General features: G+C 44.4%; 19 protein-coding genes. 13 read left to right on the forward strand and 6 right to left on the reverse strand.

Annotation, left to right across the window (positions count from 1 at the left end; all coding sequences use genetic code 11):
- The first annotated feature begins 400 nt into the window (after nucleotides 1-400).
- The 3 genes from OSCI_RS07985 (at nucleotide 401) to OSCI_RS07995 (ending at nucleotide 3451) form a co-directional block, all read left to right on the forward strand.
- Nucleotides 401-688 carry an HU family DNA-binding protein gene (locus OSCI_RS07985; protein WP_007354400.1) on the forward strand — a complete coding sequence of 96 codons (288 nt, stop codon included), beginning with the start codon at nucleotides 401-403 and terminating at the stop codon, nucleotides 686-688.
- Nucleotides 689-713: 25 nt separating this feature from the next.
- Nucleotides 714-1790 (forward strand): threonine-phosphate decarboxylase CobD, encoded by a 1077-nt coding sequence (gene cobD, locus OSCI_RS07990; protein ID WP_007354401.1) that lies wholly within the window; start codon nucleotides 714-716, stop codon nucleotides 1788-1790.
- A 182-nt stretch (nucleotides 1791-1972) separates the two neighbouring features.
- Nucleotides 1973-3451, forward strand: coding sequence for a dihydrolipoyl dehydrogenase family protein (locus OSCI_RS07995; RefSeq protein ID WP_007354402.1), 1479 nt, complete (start codon nucleotides 1973-1975; stop codon nucleotides 3449-3451).
- A 180-nt stretch (nucleotides 3452-3631) separates the two neighbouring features.
- Here the strand turns inward: OSCI_RS07995 and OSCI_RS08000 are convergent, their stop codons facing one another.
- On the reverse strand, nucleotides 3632-5452 hold the full coding sequence (locus OSCI_RS08000; protein ID WP_007354403.1) for an iron uptake porin: 1821 nt from the start codon (nucleotides 5450-5452) through the stop codon (nucleotides 3632-3634).
- A 643-nt stretch (nucleotides 5453-6095) separates the two neighbouring features.
- On the opposite strand from OSCI_RS08000, the gene fldA reads away from it, so the two are divergent.
- The 8 genes from fldA (at nucleotide 6096) to OSCI_RS08040 (ending at nucleotide 12589) form a co-directional block, all read left to right on the forward strand.
- A complete protein-coding gene (gene fldA / locus OSCI_RS08005; RefSeq protein ID WP_007354404.1) occupies nucleotides 6096-6611 on the forward strand; it encodes a flavodoxin FldA in 516 nt (171 codons plus the stop codon).
- 94 nt (nucleotides 6612-6705) lie between these two features.
- On the forward strand, nucleotides 6706-7455 hold the full coding sequence (locus OSCI_RS08010) for an alpha/beta fold hydrolase (RefSeq protein WP_007354405.1): 750 nt from the start codon (nucleotides 6706-6708) through the stop codon (nucleotides 7453-7455).
- Nucleotides 7440-8027 carry an ATP-binding protein gene (locus tag OSCI_RS08015; protein ID WP_007354406.1) on the forward strand — a complete coding sequence of 196 codons (588 nt, stop codon included), beginning with the start codon at nucleotides 7440-7442 and terminating at the stop codon, nucleotides 8025-8027. The genes OSCI_RS08010 and OSCI_RS08015 overlap by 16 nt, the downstream gene beginning before the upstream one ends.
- Before the next feature lie 316 nt (nucleotides 8028-8343).
- The gene (locus tag OSCI_RS08020) at nucleotides 8344-9309 is read left to right on the forward strand and encodes a metal ABC transporter substrate-binding protein (protein ID WP_007354407.1); all 966 of its coding nucleotides are present in this window, start codon (nucleotides 8344-8346) and stop codon (nucleotides 9307-9309) included.
- A 106-nt stretch (nucleotides 9310-9415) separates the two neighbouring features.
- A complete protein-coding gene (locus OSCI_RS08025) occupies nucleotides 9416-10150 on the forward strand; it encodes a metal ABC transporter ATP-binding protein (protein WP_007354408.1) in 735 nt (244 codons plus the stop codon).
- Between the two features lie 141 nt (nucleotides 10151-10291).
- Nucleotides 10292-11140, forward strand: a complete 849-nt coding sequence (locus tag OSCI_RS08030) for a metal ABC transporter permease (RefSeq protein WP_007354409.1) — start codon at nucleotides 10292-10294, stop codon at nucleotides 11138-11140.
- A gap of 78 nt (nucleotides 11141-11218) precedes the next feature.
- Nucleotides 11219-11653 carry a SufE family protein gene (locus tag OSCI_RS08035; RefSeq protein ID WP_007354410.1) on the forward strand — a complete coding sequence of 145 codons (435 nt, stop codon included), beginning with the start codon at nucleotides 11219-11221 and terminating at the stop codon, nucleotides 11651-11653.
- 33 nt (nucleotides 11654-11686) lie between these two features.
- Nucleotides 11687-12589: an alpha/beta fold hydrolase gene (locus tag OSCI_RS08040; protein WP_007354411.1), complete on the forward strand. Its 903-nt coding sequence runs from the start codon at nucleotides 11687-11689 to the stop codon at nucleotides 12587-12589.
- A 143-nt stretch (nucleotides 12590-12732) separates the two neighbouring features.
- Here the strand turns inward: OSCI_RS08040 and OSCI_RS08045 are convergent, their stop codons facing one another.
- Nucleotides 12733-13230, reverse strand: coding sequence for an acyl-CoA thioesterase (locus OSCI_RS08045; protein ID WP_007354412.1), 498 nt, complete (start codon nucleotides 13228-13230; stop codon nucleotides 12733-12735).
- Nucleotides 13231-13374: 144 nt separating this feature from the next.
- On the opposite strand from OSCI_RS08045, the gene OSCI_RS08050 reads away from it, so the two are divergent.
- Complete coding sequence (locus OSCI_RS08050) at nucleotides 13375-14226, forward strand: universal stress protein (protein ID WP_007354413.1); 852 nt, start codon at nucleotides 13375-13377, stop codon at nucleotides 14224-14226.
- 203 nt (nucleotides 14227-14429) lie between these two features.
- Here OSCI_RS08050 and psbM read toward each other — a convergent pair whose 3' ends face one another.
- On the reverse strand, nucleotides 14430-14546 hold the full coding sequence (gene psbM / locus OSCI_RS28305) for a photosystem II reaction center protein PsbM (RefSeq protein WP_071592436.1): 117 nt from the start codon (nucleotides 14544-14546) through the stop codon (nucleotides 14430-14432).
- A 59-nt stretch (nucleotides 14547-14605) separates the two neighbouring features.
- The gene (locus tag OSCI_RS08055; protein ID WP_007354414.1) at nucleotides 14606-14902 is read right to left on the reverse strand and encodes a 2Fe-2S iron-sulfur cluster-binding protein; all 297 of its coding nucleotides are present in this window, start codon (nucleotides 14900-14902) and stop codon (nucleotides 14606-14608) included.
- Nucleotides 14903-14954: 52 nt separating this feature from the next.
- Here OSCI_RS08055 and OSCI_RS30620 point away from each other — a divergent pair, with 52 nt between their 5' ends.
- Nucleotides 14955-15101, forward strand: coding sequence for a hypothetical protein (locus tag OSCI_RS30620; protein WP_007354415.1), 147 nt, complete (start codon nucleotides 14955-14957; stop codon nucleotides 15099-15101).
- A 249-nt stretch (nucleotides 15102-15350) separates the two neighbouring features.
- Here OSCI_RS30620 and OSCI_RS08060 read toward each other — a convergent pair whose 3' ends face one another.
- Both OSCI_RS08060 and OSCI_RS31350 read right to left on the reverse strand, forming a co-directional pair.
- The gene (locus OSCI_RS08060; protein WP_007354416.1) at nucleotides 15351-17423 is read right to left on the reverse strand and encodes a TolC family protein; all 2073 of its coding nucleotides are present in this window, start codon (nucleotides 17421-17423) and stop codon (nucleotides 15351-15353) included.
- A 36-nt stretch (nucleotides 17424-17459) separates the two neighbouring features.
- Nucleotides 17460-17645: hypothetical protein (locus OSCI_RS31350; RefSeq protein ID WP_234708722.1), on the reverse strand; the 186-nt coding region annotated here is incomplete at its 5' end.

Here is a 17645-nt window from a genome sequence, read left to right on the forward strand (position 1 = left end):
CCTCCCCCTCTCCCCCTCTCCCCCTCTCCCCATCCGTAAAAGCGATAAATTATATCTCGTAAGGGGGTTTTTGGTTCAATTTTTGTGTCGAAAACCTACTAAGTGTCGAAATCCATATAAATTAAAGGTTTCACCGATCCATATAGGCCGACAAGACTTTAGAATAATGCAGTGAAAATTAGATTCTGTCGGGGTTTCAGCCATCAGCAGTAAAAATTCCTTTTTTGACCCTCTGTCAAGGGAATCTGTGTCTGCTAGGAGTTGTGTGTCAGAGTTCTAGGTACTGAGAATAGGGAACGCCCCGAAATCCATACCTAGAACTGCAAACCCCCAGTCCAACGTGCAGCTAAGAGCTGAATGCTGTTTAACGTAATTGTGCAAACCTTAAGGAGTATGCCAGATGAACAAAGGTGAATTGGTTGACGCAGTAGCAGAAAAGGCAAGCGTCACAAAGAAACAGGCTGATGCCGTGTTGAGTGCTGCCCTGGAATCCATCATGGAAGCTGTTTCCGATGGCGATAAAGTGACGCTGGTGGGTTTTGGCTCCTTTGAGTCGCGGGAACGCAAGGCTCGCGAGGGTCGGAATCCTAAGACAGGCGAGAAGATGGAAATCCCAGCAACTAAAGTTCCTGCTTTCTCGGCGGGCAAGTTGTTCAAAGATAGAGTCGCACCGCCTGCTGAGAAGTAGGAGCCGATAACTGCGGAACTGAGCTTTGACTCGACCTGTACACGGGGGAAATTTAACTTGGGCAGCAGCACTAGCTGGCTGCCCTCCTACTGCCATTCTGGATTTTTCCGCTAGTATCAGTCCTTTGGGGCCTCCTGAGTCGGCTAAGCGTGCGATTCAGTCCCACCTAAGCGACTTAGGAGTTTACCCAGACCCCGATTACTGCCAATTGAGGGAGGCTTTGAGCCAAATACATCACCTGAGCCCTGAGTGGATTCTGCCGGGGAATGGCGCGGCAGAATTATTAACTTGGGCGGCTTTGGAGTTGTCAAATTTGGCTCGAACTTATTTGGTTACTCCGGCTTTTGGTGATTACAGGCGGGCATTGAAAACTTTTGGCGCAACTGTGCTGGAATGCTCGATAGATTTGGGATTGGATGTTTTAGATTTGCGATCGCCAATTGAAAATCTCCAATCTCAAATCCCCAGTGCAAGTGGTTTGCTGCTGAATAATCCCCACAATCCTACGGGGTTGTTATTTACATTAGAGGCGATCGCACCTTTTTTGGAGAAATTTGCTTTAGTCGTCGTAGATGAAGCTTTTATGGACTTTCTACCCCCTGCACAGCAGCAAAGTTTGGTTGGGTTGGTGGCAGAGTTTCCCAATTTAGTGATTTTGCGATCGCTGACTAAATTCTATTCGCTGCCGGGACTGCGGTTAGGTTATGCGATCGCACACCCTGACCGCATTCGCTGCTGGCAACAGTGGCGCGACCCCTGGCCTGTCAATACCCTAGCGGCGGCCGCTGCTGCTGCTGTGGTGCAAGATAGCGCCTTCCAGCAGCAAACTTGGGACTGGCTAGCTTCAGTTCGCCCTCAGTTATTGGAGGGTTTAGCGAAGTTACCAGGATTGCACCCTTACAAAAGTGCAGCTAACTTTTTATTCGTAAACTCTGAGCATTCTGTGTCTTGGGTACAAAAAACTCTATTGGAACGTCACCGTATTCTAATCCGCGACTGTCTAAGTTTTTCCGAATTAGGCGATCGCTTTTTCCGAGTTGCCATCCGCACGGAGGCAGATAATAACCGCCTCTTAGCAGGACTAGCAGATGTTCTAAAATAAGGTAATTGTTAATTGGTAATTGGTAATTGGTAATTGGTAATGGCTAATGGCTAATCGCTAATCGCTAATCGCTAATCGCTAATCGCTAATTACCCATCTCCCCTGCTCCCCCGCTCCCCCGCTCCCCCGCTCCCTCTCTTTCCCTAGCCCCTAGTCCCTAGCCCCTAGTCCCTTCTTCATTTATGCTTGACTACGATGTGGTGATAATTGGCGGCACTGCTGCTGGACGATTTGCCGCACTCACTGCAACTCACCTCAAAGCTCGTGTCGCTTTGATAGAATCCTCCAATAATGGGCAAGAGTTCTCGTTGTCGCCTAAACATTCTTCATTTGCGAGGTTAAGATACAACCAAGCTTTGCTAGGAATGGGTCGCTTTGCTAAACAAATACGTTTTTTACAGCAGTTTACTACACCGATAGAGGATAACTCCGTCGCTGAAATAGCCCTGGAATTTGATATAGCAAAGCTATGGATTTCTGGGGTAGTCTCTAACCTTGAGGAAATCAATTCTCCTGCTGCATTAGCAACTGCTGGTGTAGATATTATTGTTGGCAAAGGTGAATTTATTATTAAACCAGATCTCGCCTTTGCTGTGAATGGTAGACTGTTAAAATCGCGATCTTTCCTCCTTGCTACTCCTCCTCAACCTGCAATTCCAGACATTGAAGGGCTGTTATCTACAGGATATTTTACGGCGGACAGTAGACAGTTAAGCGAATTAAAAAAGCTTCCAAATACTTTAGTTGTCATTGGTGGAGATCCCGCAGGTGTAGAACTGGCTCAAGCTTTTTCAAGGCTGGGAGTTCGGGTGACGATGGTGCTTAAAAGTTCTCACATTTTGGCTAAAGAAGATGCGGATGCTGCTCGTTTAGTTCAAGCTAGCATGGAAGCTGAAGGTGTTCGGATTCTAACTCAAACTGAGGTCACACAAGCCAGGATTATTGATGGTAAAAAATGGATTCAAGCAGGGAATGAGGCTATAGAAACTGATGAAATTTTGGTAGCTGCTGGTTGCAGGATGCCTAACTTAGAATCTTTAAATTTGTTAGCAGCGCGGGTTGATTTTAATGAGAAAGGATTGATTTTAAATAATAAACTGCAAACCACTAACCCTCAAATTTACGCTTGCACAGATGTTACTGGTGGTTATCAATTTGCTAATATTGCCAATTATGAAGCTAAAATCGCTGTAAAAAATGCGTTATTTTTACCAATTTTCAAGGTAGATTATCGCGGTATTCCTTGGGCTATTTTTTCCGATCCCCAATTGGCAAGAGTTGGTATGACTGAAGCACAAGCTAGAACTAGATATGGGGACGATATCGTAGTTTGTCGAGAATATTTTAAGACAGCGGATAAAGCTCAGATAGTGGGAGAAACGACTGGTTTTTGTAAGCTAATTGGTCGTCGTAATGGGGAGATATTGGGAGCGAGCCTGGTTGGGCCGCAGGCTGCGGAGTTAATACACAGTCTAGCTTTAGCTATGCGTCAAGGGTTGAAAGTGAGTGCGATCGCGGAACTTCCACACATCTGGCCGACTTTATCAGAAATTAATGGTAAAACTGCCGCTGCTTGGCAATTACAAAGCTTCCGCAGTCGGTCTTTTTTACCTAATTTATTAGAAAATTTGTTTCACTGGCGGCGATATTGGAATTGGTAATGGGTAATTGCTAATTGCTAATTGCTAATTGCTAATTGCTAATTGCTAATTGCTAATTGCTAATTGCTAATTACCCATCTTCCTCATCTCCCCCATCCTCCCCATCTCCTCCGCTCCCCTGCTCCCCTGCTCCCCCGCTCCCCTTTTTATAAGAGTTAGAGAGCAACTTAGGCGTTATAACTAGAATTCAAACTGCATTCGCATACTCCCAACATAAATAGTAGGATTGCTACTGAAATTGTTAGGATTTACAATCAGATAAAAACTCGGTACGATCGCAACATTATCCGTCATGGGAAAATAGTAACTCGCTTCTATATCATACTGAGTTCCTCCATCTCCGCCACCAGCTACCAGAAATCGCCGCCCGGAGATCACATCAAAAGGAACGACAAAAGATAACGCACCAATTGCCCCTTCTTTACCCAAGTCAGGGAAACCTAGCCCAAATTGAAAAGATTGGGCGTTCACGCTTTCATCCTTCATCTCTGAAGCTTTCGGATTTAAGCGAGTGTTGCTATAAGTATAGCGGCCGAAAATACCAAAATTGGCAGCTAGCCGCCAATCAAAATTGAGACCAAAACTATTAGCAGCGGCATCTTCCAGCTTACCGCCAAAACCATCATCAGCAACTCCTTTAATCGGTCTCGTTGAAATTTGTCCGTCGTCATTAGGTAGAATACGGGTGCGGTCGTAAATCAGGCGGATATTCGCATTTTTACTAGGGGAATAAGTCAGTTCAGCCGTAAATGAGCGAGTACTTCCAAATAACCCGCGATTTGGTTGAGATGCTCCGGGAACATTTGCCATATAACCTAAATGAAGTTTAAGTTTATCGTTGAACTTCCACTTGGCAACTGCACCTGCACCTCGTCCCAAATCGTTCATCAGTGTAGTGCCAAAAGAGTTGTAACTGCCAGCACCTTTACCGAAAATTGAAGTAAAGGCATTGGTATCAAAGTAACTCAACCAAAGTAAACGAGGGCCTACTGTTAATTCCAAGGAATTATTAACAGGAAAGCTGTAATAAGATTCCAATAATGCCAGCTTATTATTACCCGCAGAAGTGGTGATGTCAAAGCTGGGAACTCCGAAGGTATTGTATAACCCCGCAGAGCTAAAAGCATTAGCAGCAGAATCCCCATTACCCACAGCTAGGCTAGTTACCAGGGAGTCGTCACCTGTGAAAGATGTTAGGAAAGAAATGACTGTAAAATAACTCATGGTCGTATTAGGATCGTTCCTAACTTCCGTGACAGTAGGTTTACCATTGGCATCACGTTGAGCTGAGCTGAAGGGATCTTCTGGGTCAATTCTTTCTACTTTTACGCCGGATGCAGCATTTGCTCCTACTAAATTAAAGCCCATCAAAGCACTCAGTTTAGTAGTAGTAGAAAACTGGTTAGCTTCTAATTCTGCTGTCCGAGCTTCTAAAATGTCTACTTGTCCCCGTAAGGTAGCTATTTCAGCGGCAAATTCTTCTTCCAACCGTTGCAGAGCGACTAAATCTTCTTTGGTAACAAAGTTAGTTGTCGATGCAGTAATTAACTGGTTAATTTGGTCGAGGCAAGCGTTTAATCCGGCAGCAAATTCGTAGCGGGTTAAGGCGCGATTCCCTCGATAGGTGCTCTCAGGATATCCAGCGATGCAGCCGTAGCGCTCAATTAGGGATTGCAATGCAGAAAATGCCCAGTCTGTAGGCTGCACGTCGGATAATTGAGAAACAGATGTTACTTGACCGGTCAGACTTTTTTGAGTGTCTTGGCTGATTTCGATTTGAGAGTCAAAAGGAGAGTCGGGAACAACTGTTCCCGACTCAATCTGTGGCGGCTCAATTGGGTAGTTTAGGGAAATTGGCTGAGAGGGAGCGGAGTTGTCTTGCTTGGATGCTGGTTCTATCTGAGCTGCTAGTAGGCTGTTGTCTATGAAACCGTTGCATCCGCAGGCTACACCTAAAATAACCAGGTTGAGCTTTACAGAAGTAGAGAGATTATTTGTCATTGCGTCTTTAGAACCTGTAATGGATAAAAGTCATCTATCTGAAGAGAGATTAAAGACGCACCCGCTAACTTTCATTATGGAGGATGAATTAGAGAAAAATGGGAAATAAGAGATTTTTTTCCTTAACCCACTGAAAATAGTTCTAACTGGCTTTTCTGCGATAGATTCTCTATATATCTGGCTATATTTTTAATATTATTTTCATTTTTTTGTTTGGTAGCAGTGCCAAAAAATGCTGTAATGCTTGCTATATAAGCATTTCAACTAAATTGTAATAAAACTTAACTTAAAAAAGAAATAAATTATCTAAAATAAATCTAGTCTTAGTTGAGTATTATTCTCAATAGATGGAGCTAATTTCTAGGGGGTGAAGCGATCGCACTGAGGCTACTGAGACTAAATCCGGCTTAAATGCCTCTTGATTATTCAGTCCGCACAGCTCTTAACGGAGCTTGTAGAAGTGGAATTTCTCTGTCTAGTCGCGATTTCAAACGCCGAGTCCGCTCTGGAAGTTTTCAACCCGGATTTGGTATCAGCCCCAATTTCCCAGCTTATCTGGGGAAAAGCACTTAAATTTTATAATTTTGCCGCCTTTGAGAGTAACGCCAAATCGATTAATTATTCACTAAAACCAGGAAACATCATGGCAAAAATAGGTTTATTCTACGGAACTCAAACAGGTAATACTCAAACCGTAGCAGAGCTAATTCAGAAAGAATTTGGCGGTAGCGATATCGTCGATTTATACGATATCTCCCAAACAGAGGACAGCGATTTTGCCAATTATCAATATGTGATTGTCGGATGCCCTACCTGGAACGTAGGCGAGATGCAAGGTGACTGGGATGGCTTCTATAACGACGAACTAGAAAACATTGATTTCAGTGGCAAAAAGGTTGCCTATTTCGGAGCTGGGGATCAAATCGGTTACGCAGATAACTTTCAAGATGCAATGGGAATTTTAGAAGAAAAAATCTCAGAACAAGGCGGTAATACTGTTGGTTATTGGCCCATAGAAGGCTATGAGTTTAATGAGTCAAAAGCTCTCAAGAATGGTAAATTTGTCGGGCTAGCAATCGATGAAGATAATCAGTCTGAGATGACTAATAGTCGCATCAAAGCATGGGTTTCTCAACTCAAACGGGAGTTTGGAGTGTAATTAATCGAGGGGCAATCTTCTGAAAAACAATACAGAAGCATTGCCCCAAGAAAGTTTCAGAGCTTTTTCTATTCACATCCCACCAGGAAATTTAATGTCTAAATCACCAGAGGTGCTGTGGCTCAATGTTAGCCCCAGCTTGCAAGAATTCGATCGCCCTTTGTTACAAAATCTTTCCAAACAGGTATCAATTTCTCGCTGGGAGTATTCCCAAACCCAAGACGAACCGACATCTTTAGAAACAGCACTGGCACTGCTGCATGATTATTTGCAGCAATGCGATCGCCCTATTCATCTCTTAGGACACAGCACTAGCGGATTATTAGGACTGCTTTATACTCGGCGATATCCAGAGCGAGTAAAATCCTTAACATTGCTATCTGTAGGCGTTTATCCAGCCGTTGATTGGCAAGCGCATTATTATGTTCAGCTCCAGCTTTTACCTTGTAGCCGCGAAACTATTTTGAGGCAGATGGTGTATAATTTATTTGGCAATCAGCGCGTACCGATTGTTCAAAACCTGTTCAAAATACTGGACAGAGATTTATTAACTTCTCTTTCACCTCATAGTTTATTTCAGCGAGTTCGCATTGAGCCTGCTTATGTTTTTGCGCCCTTGCTAGTTTGTGGTAGTGAGGATGATATCATTGTCGATTTACACCAGTTTCAGGGTTGGGAACATTGGTTAAAAGAAGGCGATCTTCTCTGGCATTGTCCTACAGGGCGCTATTTTTTCCATTACTTCTACCCCCAACTTGTGACTGAAAAAATTGTAGATTTTTGGAACTCTATTAATTTAGAAAACGAATTACATAACGCCGCCAGCTTATGCAAATTCTCCTAGTAGAAGACGATCGAGAACAGCTAGAACCGTTTATCCAAGTACACCAAGGCAAGATTAGCATTATCAGTGAAGTGGGCACAGGCTCAACCTTTCGAGTAAAATTACCCCGCACTGAGGCTAAATTGATTAAAATTTTTTCTCGTCATTATTCTGTCACGATCGCTAGCTACTTTAAAATCATCAACCATCGAATCAGGTTTTTATCTATGAACAACTATCTGATTGTCCCTGGCATTTTAGTCTCGATCCTCACTACTAGCTTAAGCGTTCAAGCCCAAACAATCCCGATCGAGCAACTACAGCAACGCCAACAGGGAACCACAATTACTGGCACTGTTCGTAGTGTTGTTGGCAATGAATTCATCCTCAGCGACGGAACTGGAGAAGTGATTGTGGATGCCGGCCCGCGTTGGTATCGCGCTATCAACGTTTCTGTGGGAGAACAATTGACTGTCACCGGAGAGTACGACGATGACGACTTTGACGCATTTACTATTACCCGTGCTAATGGTGAAGTTATTACCATTCGCAATGGCCCTGGTCGTCCACCTTGGGCGGGAAAAGACGATTAGACTTCCTTCAATTTCTTTAAGAGTCATTTTACCCTCCTCACCGATAATCTGGCCGCGATTCACCTAATAAAAGCAGTGACTCACCTGATGCGAACCCAGAGGGGATTTTAGATATTTTCTACTCATCCCTTAATTCTATTCCCTTCTCTTCTTTCCCCTCTTTCCCTAGCCCCTAGCCTCTAGCCCCTAACCGCCTTGGCGGTTGCTATACTTCGTTCGATCGCACAGATTCGGTAAAAACCCGTTTCTTTGGTTAGAGTGCATAATTCCTGCAAACTGCTATAATAATGAAAAAATTATGAAATCAGTGTAGCCAATGTCACGGAACAAAGCATTTACTGTCCAGTTAGCGATCGCCAGCTCGATCTTAATCGGTTTAGGAGCTTGTACCAAACTTAACAATAACCTCCCTGCTGCTGACTCCGTTGAGCCACAAGCCAATCTGCAAGCCCAAAAAGGGAAAAAAGTGATTTTGACCACCTTCACCGTCCTAGCAGATATGGCTCAGAACGTCGCGGGAGATAAAGCTGTAGTCGAATCTTTAATCAAGTCGGGGGCAGAAATTCATGGCTATGAACCTACGCCTAGTGACTTAGTGCGGGGAAAACAGGCAGATTTGATACTAGATAATGGTTTGGAGCTCGAACGTTGGGCCGCTAAGTATTATACTAATTTATCTAAAGTACCGCACATTACTTTAAGTGAGGGGATTAAGCCTGTTGCGATCGCTGAAGATGCTTACAAGGGAAAGCCTAATCCCCATGCTTGGATGTCTCCGCAAAATGCCTTAATTTATGTTGAAAATATTCGGAAAGCGTTAGTCAAACTAGATCCTATTAATGCCAAATCCTACAATGAAAACGCTAGGATCTACAGCCAAAAAATTCGAGATATTGACCAAAAACTTAAACAAGAAATTGCTGTTGTTCCTCAATCTAAGCGATATATGGTTAGTTGCGAGGGAGCATTTTCTTACCTCACCCGCGATTATGGGTTGAAAGAGGTTTATATTTGGCCAGTCAACTCCGAGCAGCAAGCTACACCTAAGCAGGTTGAAAAGGCGATTAATACCGTTAAAACTAATCAAATTCCAGTAGTCTTTTGTGAAAGCACTGTTAATAATGAAGTTCAAAAGCAGGTTGCGAAAGAGGCAAATGCTAAGTTTGGAGGAGTATTTTATGTAGATTCTCTATCTCCCCCTAACGGCCCAGCTTCTACTTATTTAAAACTCCTAGAACACAATGTAACAATGTTAATTCAAGGATTGCAAGGCAAATTGTAAAACCCTTCCTAACGCCGCCATCTTGCTGGTGACTTTACCGCATTTCCGGGCGGCGTTACGTCAAGCATATATAAGTCATGACTTATTGAAATCTGGAGACAAAATCATGCGAGATGCAGTTAGTATTAAAGTTGAAGAAGTTACGGTTGCTTATAATGGCAAAATAGCTTTATCTGGAGCAAATTTAGAACTTAAGCCTGGTTCTATCAATGGTTTGGTGGGAATGAATGGCTCTGGCAAATCGACTCTATTTAAAGCTATTATGGGTTTTGTTAAACCTATTACAGGTAGAGTTTTAGTCGAAGGTTTACCCATTCGCAGCGCTCAAAAGCGAAATCTAATTGCTTATGTTCCGCAAGCAGAAGAAGTGGATTGGAATTTTCCAGTTAATGTTTGGGATGTAGTAATGATGGGACGCTATGGCTATATGAATTTGTTGCGAATTCCTAAGCCTATAGATCGACGAATTGTCAGAGAAAGTTTAGAGCGAGTGCAGATGTGGGATTTGAAAGATCGTCAAATAGGCGAACTCTCAGGAGGTCAGAAAAAACGAGCATTTCTGGCACGAGCTTTGGCGCAAAAAAGCACAATTTTACTACTCGATGAACCTTTCACCGGTGTAGATATTAATACTGAAAAGACCATGATTGATTTGTTATTAAGATTGCGAGAAATAGGACACACAATCTTAGTTTCTACTCACGATCTCGCTTCCATTAAGACTTTTTGCGACCAAGTTGTACTGATTAATCGCACTATCCTCGCCTATGGAAAAACTTCAGACTTATTCACTGAAGAAAATCTGTCTCGGACTTTTGGTGGTTCTCTGGGAGAACTCTAATAAGACTTACGCAAAACCATCCGTAATGCCGCTCGGAAAGGCGGTAAAAAACAGCCAAGATGGTGGCGTTACTACACAAATCTGCGTAAACTATATCTAATTCAATCAAACTCGCATTATTGACATAGTACAGGAGAATTTATGATCGATATTTGGCAATGGTTTATGGCTCCCTTAGCCCATGAATTTATGGTTAAAGCTGTTTTAGTTAGTATGCTTGTTGGAGTTGTCTGTTCCGTTTTGTCCTGCTATATGACCCTCAAAGGCTGGGCCTTAATGGGGGATGCCGTGTCCCATGCAGTGATGCCAGGAGTGGTAATTGCTTATTTGCTGAATATTCCCTTGGCAATTGGTGCTTTTGTGTTTGGAGTTGGTTCCGTTGTGGCAATTGGATTTATTAAATCTAAGACTAGGATTAAGGAAGATACTGTTATAGGACTTGTGTTTACTGGCTTTTTTGCACTAGGTTTAGTTCTGATTTCTAAAACACAAAGTTCAGTAGATTTAACTCACATTCTATTTGGGAATGTTCTCGGTATTTCCGATGGTGATATTATCCAAACGATTGTAATTAGCGTAATTGCTTTGGTTACAATCGCTATTTTCAGAAAAGACTTTCTGCTATTCTGTTTTGACCCAACTCATGCTCGTTCGATCGGAATTAATACCGTAGCATTATATTACACGCTACTTTCTTTATTGTCTTTAACTGCTGTTGCTGGATTACAAACTGTTGGGATTATTTTAGTAGTGGCAATGCTCGTAACACCTGGAGCTACCGCTTATTTGTTGACCGATAGCTTTGACTATATGATGTTATTAGCAACTGCTTCTGGAGTTTTTTCTAGTGTAATGGGACTCTATGCTAGCTATTATCTAGATGCCTCAACTGGTGGCTGTATTGTTGTCGTACAAACTTTACTGTTTGTTCTGGCGATGATTTTTGCTCCTAAACATGGTCTGCTGATGCAATCTCGGCAAAATATTTAATTCTGTAATAGCAGCGAAGCGCTTTACAGAAAACGCAATCTCTGTGTATAATTGACCTATTGACCAAAATTTGGAATCATGTCCACTACTTCTTTCCTACCCGAAGCTCTAGCTCGAATTGTAGAGCGTTTTCAGCGCCACTCCGACCCTAAAAGGCGTTACGAGCAATTACTCTGGTATGCCAAGCGACTACCGGAGTTTCCAGAAAGCGATAAATTACCTGAAAATAAAGTGTCTGGCTGCGTCTCTCAAGTTTATATTACAGCCAAGTTAGCGGATGGTAAAGTTTCCTTTCAAGGCGATTCTGACTCTCAGCTAGTTAAAGGGTTAGTAGCGTTATTGGTTGAAGGATTAAGCGGATTAACACCAACAGAAATAACTAATGTTTCTCCCGACTTTATTCAAGATACTGGTCTGAATGTGAGCTTAACTCCTTCCCGCGCTAATGGGTTTTACAACATCTTTCAAATGATGAAAACTAAAGCATTAGCATCCCCCGAAGTCAGCAATTAGAAATTAATTAAATCAAGGGAAAAATAGAAAGCTATGAGCAAAAGTGTATCTTTTATTCCAGCTACCAATAGCAAAGAGAGAGAAATTCAGGAGTATATTTGGAACTGGGAAAATCGACAAATCTCAGTAATTTATGAAAGCCAAGGACAGGGAAAACCAGTATTACTTTTGCCAGCATTCAGCACGGTTTCCTCGCGATTAGAAATGCAGCCTTTGGCGACCTTATTAGCTCCCCAGTTTCAAGTTATTACCTTAGACTGGCCAGGATTTGGTGACTCATCACGCCTTGCACTTAACTATCAACCGCCATTATATCATCAATTTTTAAAGGATTTTATCGAGGCTGTTTTTAACACTCCCATATCAGTAATTGCCGCCGGTCATGCTGCGGGTTACGTGATGGACTTAGCTCAAAAACAGCCTAATTTTTGGTCAAAAATTGTTTTAGCCGCTCCAACTTGGCGAGGGCCTTTACCAACAGCAATGGGAGAACATCGCAGTTGGTATGGAATATTGAGAGAATTAGTAAGATCGCCCTTTCTAGGTCAGTTGCTCTACAAACTCAACACCACCCCTTCTTTCCTGAAATTTATGTACCGCCGCCACGTCTACGCCGATCCCGATAAAGTTACAGCCAGTTTTATTCAACAGAAATCGCAAATAACACAGCAACCTGGTGCAAGATTTGGTTCTGCTGCTTTTGTGACTGGAACATTAGATCCCGCACAGAAACGAGAGCAATTTATAGCAAATTTTGAACAATTAACAGTTCCAGTAATGGTTGTAATCGGCGAAAATACCCCACCCAAATCAAAAGCTGAAATGGAAATATTAACTGAATTGCCAGGAGTACAAACGCGAGTTATTCCCGGTTCTTTAGGGCTACACGAAGAGAATGCAGAAGCTTTGTCAGCAGCCGTGAAATCTTTTCTATAAGTAGCTATAAGAATTTTGAGCCTTATAGCTGGATCAACAGCGGCTAAAGGTTCTGCTTCTGCTGGTGGGAACTGTTTAGAGTTCAAATAAATATAAGTTGAATGAAACTGGGCGAAGATCGGCCAGCTTAAAAAATCTCCCTTTTAAGGACTCAAATGAGCAGTAAGCTTTGCCAAAGCTTCCTGTACTGCTACTGGTAATTGGCGCATAATCTTACCCTTCTCGCGATCGACTCCCACCAAAGTTACCTGGGCACTCACATATAATTCCTTACCATCAGGAGATTGAATTTCGTAGTCCCAAAGCAGCCTCACACCCTCGCTAGCACTCATCCGCGTTCTAACTGCAACTGTTTGGCCCATCTGCACAGCTCGATGGTAGCGTACAGAAAGTTCCACCACAGGTAGTTCCAAACCTTGCGTTACCCAGTCTGCATAATCAATCCCAATGGATCGCAAACTTTCCACCCGCGCCTCTTCCATCCAGGCAATATAAGTCCCATGCCAAACAATACCACCGTAGTCAGTATGGTGAGGGTAAACCTGCACGAGATGTTCAAACCAACCACTATCCCGATGAGGCAAATTTTGGATAGGGCCAGAGGGTGCTAGTTCCGGTTTTGATTGATCGTTATACACCACGTTACAAATCGTTCCAAAAAGCTACATTTCTACAAATCATAAGTCAGTTTTCAGGCCTATGCTTGATTGTAAAAGGTTAGGGCAATTAGCTCCTACTTAAGGCCGTAAAGTGTACATAACTTGTTGTCATTCCAAAACAAACCCATGATAGAAAAAATTTTAGTAGCTGTAGCTGGTCGTGGCTTGTGCGAAGAGATGTTTAATATGTTGATGGACATCCCATCGCTGCAACGGGCATCTGTTACAGTCCTGCACGTTGTACCCCCTCAAGTCACTGCCGATGGCATGGCCGAGAAATTAAAAGAGGGAGGGGAAATCCTCGCACAAGCAGTGCAATCTTTGAAGGTAGATCCCAACAAAGTCAATCCCCGCCTGAGACAGGGAGATCCGAAAACCATAGTTTGTGAAGTTGCCGAAGAAGAGAAATCCGACTTGATCATTATGGGTTCGCGGGGACTAGGACGCTTGCAATCCATTCTTGAAAACTCTGTTAGTCAGTACGTCTTCCAGTTAACATCGCGACCCATGCTGTTAGTGAAAGACGATACCTATGTAAAAAAAATCAAGCGCGTCATGGTAGCGATCGACAAATCCGATGCTGCTCTAGAATGCTTGAAACTGGCACTTGCCCTGCTGAAAGAGGTTAGTGGTGGGCAGGTAATTTTAGTTCATGTCACCAAAGATTTGACCGGAAAAAGCACCGAAGACTTAACGCCCAATGCAGAAAAAGACCCTATTTTAGCACCCGCTGTTGCAGAGGTAAAAAAAATGGGAGTCAGCTACCGCTGTGTTACTGCCACAGGCAAACCAGGAGAAACAATCTGTCGGCTCGCAGAAGATTTGAGTGTAGACTTGTTGCTTCTGGGTTCTCCCGATCGCCGCCCCAATATTGCCAAAAGCTTTTTGGATCTCGATCGCCTGCTAGGAAATTCTCTTTCTGACTACGTGCGCGTTTATGCTAAGTGTCCCGTACTCCTAGCCCGTACAGTTGGATAGATAGCTATGCTAGGGACTAGGGGCTAGGGGCTAGGGGCTAGGGAAGAAGGAAAGAAGGGAAGAAGGGAAGAGAATAAGCGGGTTCCAGCCATGAGCGAGTGTCCTAACTGCCCTAAAGGTTGCTATAACTAAAATTACCAAAAAAGCGCCAAATAGCGTATTGCTTTGGCGCTTTTTTGGCAATGAAAGACGTAGCAAAAATGCTAGCTATCCTTTCTACCTTCGCGGCTAGCCGTTTGAATGTAAAGAATGAGTAGAAAAACGCTTGGAACTAGCACGAACAAAATCGATGCAATAAATCCTAACTCATTAACTTGCATGATCCCCAGCCTCTATCTGATAATTAAAAAACTAACAAGACTAGGATATCATCTGTGCGTCACGGCTTAGTTTTCACACTTACCGGGCCATTGACTAAAGTTTGACAGGCTAAACGATAAGTCGGGGGCTTTTTCTTCAGCTTGCGATTTTCTACATCAGTCCGAGGAGAGAGATGTTCCATCCCTTCCACGATTTCCACAATACAGGTGCCACATTGGCCGTAACCCCCGCAATTCATCATCTTTCCTGAAAAAGTGTACAAGTCTACCCGGTTTTCCAGGGCCTTGAGCCTCAAATTCGCTCCGTCTGCTGCAATCACTTCCCGATTTTCTTTGACAAACTTGATATTGCCCATTGCGAATTCCTAACTTGGTTAACAGGGTCTTTATTACAAAATATTAAATAATATGTCAGGTCTTAATGGGGAGATGGGGGGCGGGGGGGCGGGGGAGCGTGGAGATGGGGAAGATGGGGGAGATGGGGAGGATGGGGAGGATGGGGGAGGATGGGAAGATGGGGAAGGTAGCCATGAGCCATTAGCCATGAGCAATTAGCCATTAGCCTGTCTTCCATTAGCCATTAGCCATGAGCAATTAGCCATTAGCCATTAGGACTTACGCTCATGGCTCCAGAAACCGGGTTTTTGACAGAATCTCTGGGTCAGGGCGAAGTATTTTCCGAAAAAACCCGGTTTCTTTGGTTGGGTGCCAAAGTCCTGTGAATGCTAACGCACAAGAAAAGCAAAATTCTCCTTATCCTCCCCATCTCCCCTGCTCCCCCGCCCCCCGCTCCCCCATCTCCCCTTAAGGAGTATCGGAAAGGTCGTTACCAGGAAGATTAGTAACAGCTCGTTCCAGGGCCGACAGAGCACGGTTGTAGCCAATAATTGCTAAAAGTCGGTTCCTCTCAGACCTGGTTAAATCCGTTTCAGCCTGAATCACATCCGTCTGAGTACCCACGCCGGCTTGAAAGCGGAGCCTGGCTAAGCGCAGAGCTTCTCTTGCCTGGAGTACGCCAGTTTCGGCAGTTTCAATACTGGCAAAACTCGACTCCAACTCAAAATAGCCTTGTTCCACTTCGCGGCGCACCTGATTGCGAAGTTGGTCAAAGCGAGTTTCTGCGATCGCAATATCAAATTCTCGCTGTTGAGTTCTCGCTTGAGCAGCTCCCCCATCGAAGAAATTCCACGTCAGTCTTGCGCCTACTGAGTAGCCATCCGCCCAGCCGCGAGAGGCAAAGTAGTCTCCTTCATCCGGGTCTACGCCCAAAACATTATAGTTAGCAAACACATTCAGTTGGGGCTTGCGGCCTGCCACAATCGAGCGCCGCTGCTGTTCGCTAGCGGCCCGCTGCACTAACTGCTGTTCTAACTCAGCTCGATTTTTCAGAGCCAGCACAATACTCTCTTCCAGAGATAGCCTCCAAGACCCAGCTTGCTCGACGGGATCTGCCGCTGTTAACTCTACAGACTGACTGATATTTAAAATTTCAGCTAGTTGCCGTCTGCGAACTAGCTGATCGCGACGGGCTTCATTTAACCTTTGCTGCTCGTTGGCTAAATTCACCTGAGCCTGTAATACCGCAAATCTAGTTCCTACCCCAGCCCGTTCTAGAGCTTCGGCATCTCGCAAACTCTGCTGAGCATTTCTCACGGCCGCCTCGCTAATTGCTACTCGCCCATCAGCATCTTGCAAGTTGTAGTAATTAGTAGAAACATCGAAGCGAAGTTCCTCGGCTATCCGCTCTACTTCTAACTCTCGAAACCGATTCTGTTCCTCCGCAGCTCGGATATTAGCAGTACGAGCACCAAACAGATCCACGTTGTAGCTCAACTGCAAAGTTGTATTGACAGTATTGCTGCCAAAGTTTTGGGGGGCGGCTCCGCCCACTGGTTGACCTTGAGATTCTAAAAAGTTTCGCCTGCGTTCCTGAGCGCGAACCCCAAGCTCTCCGCCCGCGCTGATTTGGCGGTTGAGATCGACTTGAACGTTGAGATCGGGATACAAAGCTGCTTGCTGTTCCCGCACAACCGCTTGGCTCTGTTCCAGTTGCAGTTGGGCAATCTGCAAAGTCTGAGAATTGCGGCGAGCGAGATCGATCGCCTGCTGCAAGGTAATGGGCTGAGTACGTTCGATCCTCACTTCCTCTGGTCGAGTGGGAAAGCTGAGGGGATTGGGGTTGGGTTCTAGGAACTCAGGAGGCTGGGTTTGCAAAGTCCCATTCGGTGTTAGTCCTGGGAAACTCTCCAGAGGAGTGCGACTAGGGGCTGGAGGTGGGATAGTTTCGACAGGAGTAGTTGGCACAACCCCAGGTGTAGGGATTTCTACTGGCTCGACGTTTGGGGAAGGTGCTTGGGCAGTATTTGAGTTGCTGTTTGTGGCTCTCTTGAGACTGCCGGAAAGTCTTTGCTTTAGCTGTGGAGGTGCGATCGCCACTGCACCCAAGCCCCGCTTCAGGGTTAAGTCTGCCTTTCTGTCGGGCCTTGGCTGAGGCAAAGGCATCTCTTGTTTCTGAGATGTTGGCTCTGTTGCTTTTGATGCCGATTTGAAGCTTGCCCCTGATTGCAGGGAGCTAGTTTCGGTTGTTGCTTTTGATGCCGATTTGAAGTTTGCCCCCAATTGCAGGGAGCTAGTTTCGGTGTGAGCTTCCTGAGATTGAGTTGGGGGGGATACCGCAGGAACATATCCCTCCTGCGATTTTCGCTCTCCTGCTGTTTTTGGGGCAGATTTGAAATCCCGCCCTAATTTGAGCTGATTAGTTTCTGGCTGGGTGTCTTGGGACTGAGCCAAGGGTGGTGTAGCCGCACTCCGCCCTACATTACTGAAAGTAATCGCCGCACCTACCCCTACAACCACGAGATGACGAAAAACGCGCATAAGTTCTTTAATGAGTCTGCAAGTCCAGAGACAATTCTAGAACAAGCGATGAAGCCTGAAGTCTGGACTCAACATTGAGTATGCTACATTTCTGCGTTTTGAGGAATGCGATCGCCATTTTAATACTTTATTTATTTTATTTGTTGCCCGATTTTTATTTATTGCAACCGCCAAGGTAGTTAGGACGTTCTGAGTTACACCAAACTCGCTGATTTTTTTCCC

Origin of the sequence: Kamptonema sp. PCC 6506 (genome assembly GCF_000180455.1) — a bacterium.
In the GTDB taxonomy this organism is placed as follows: domain Bacteria; phylum Cyanobacteriota; class Cyanobacteriia; order Cyanobacteriales; family Microcoleaceae; genus Kamptonema; species Kamptonema formosum.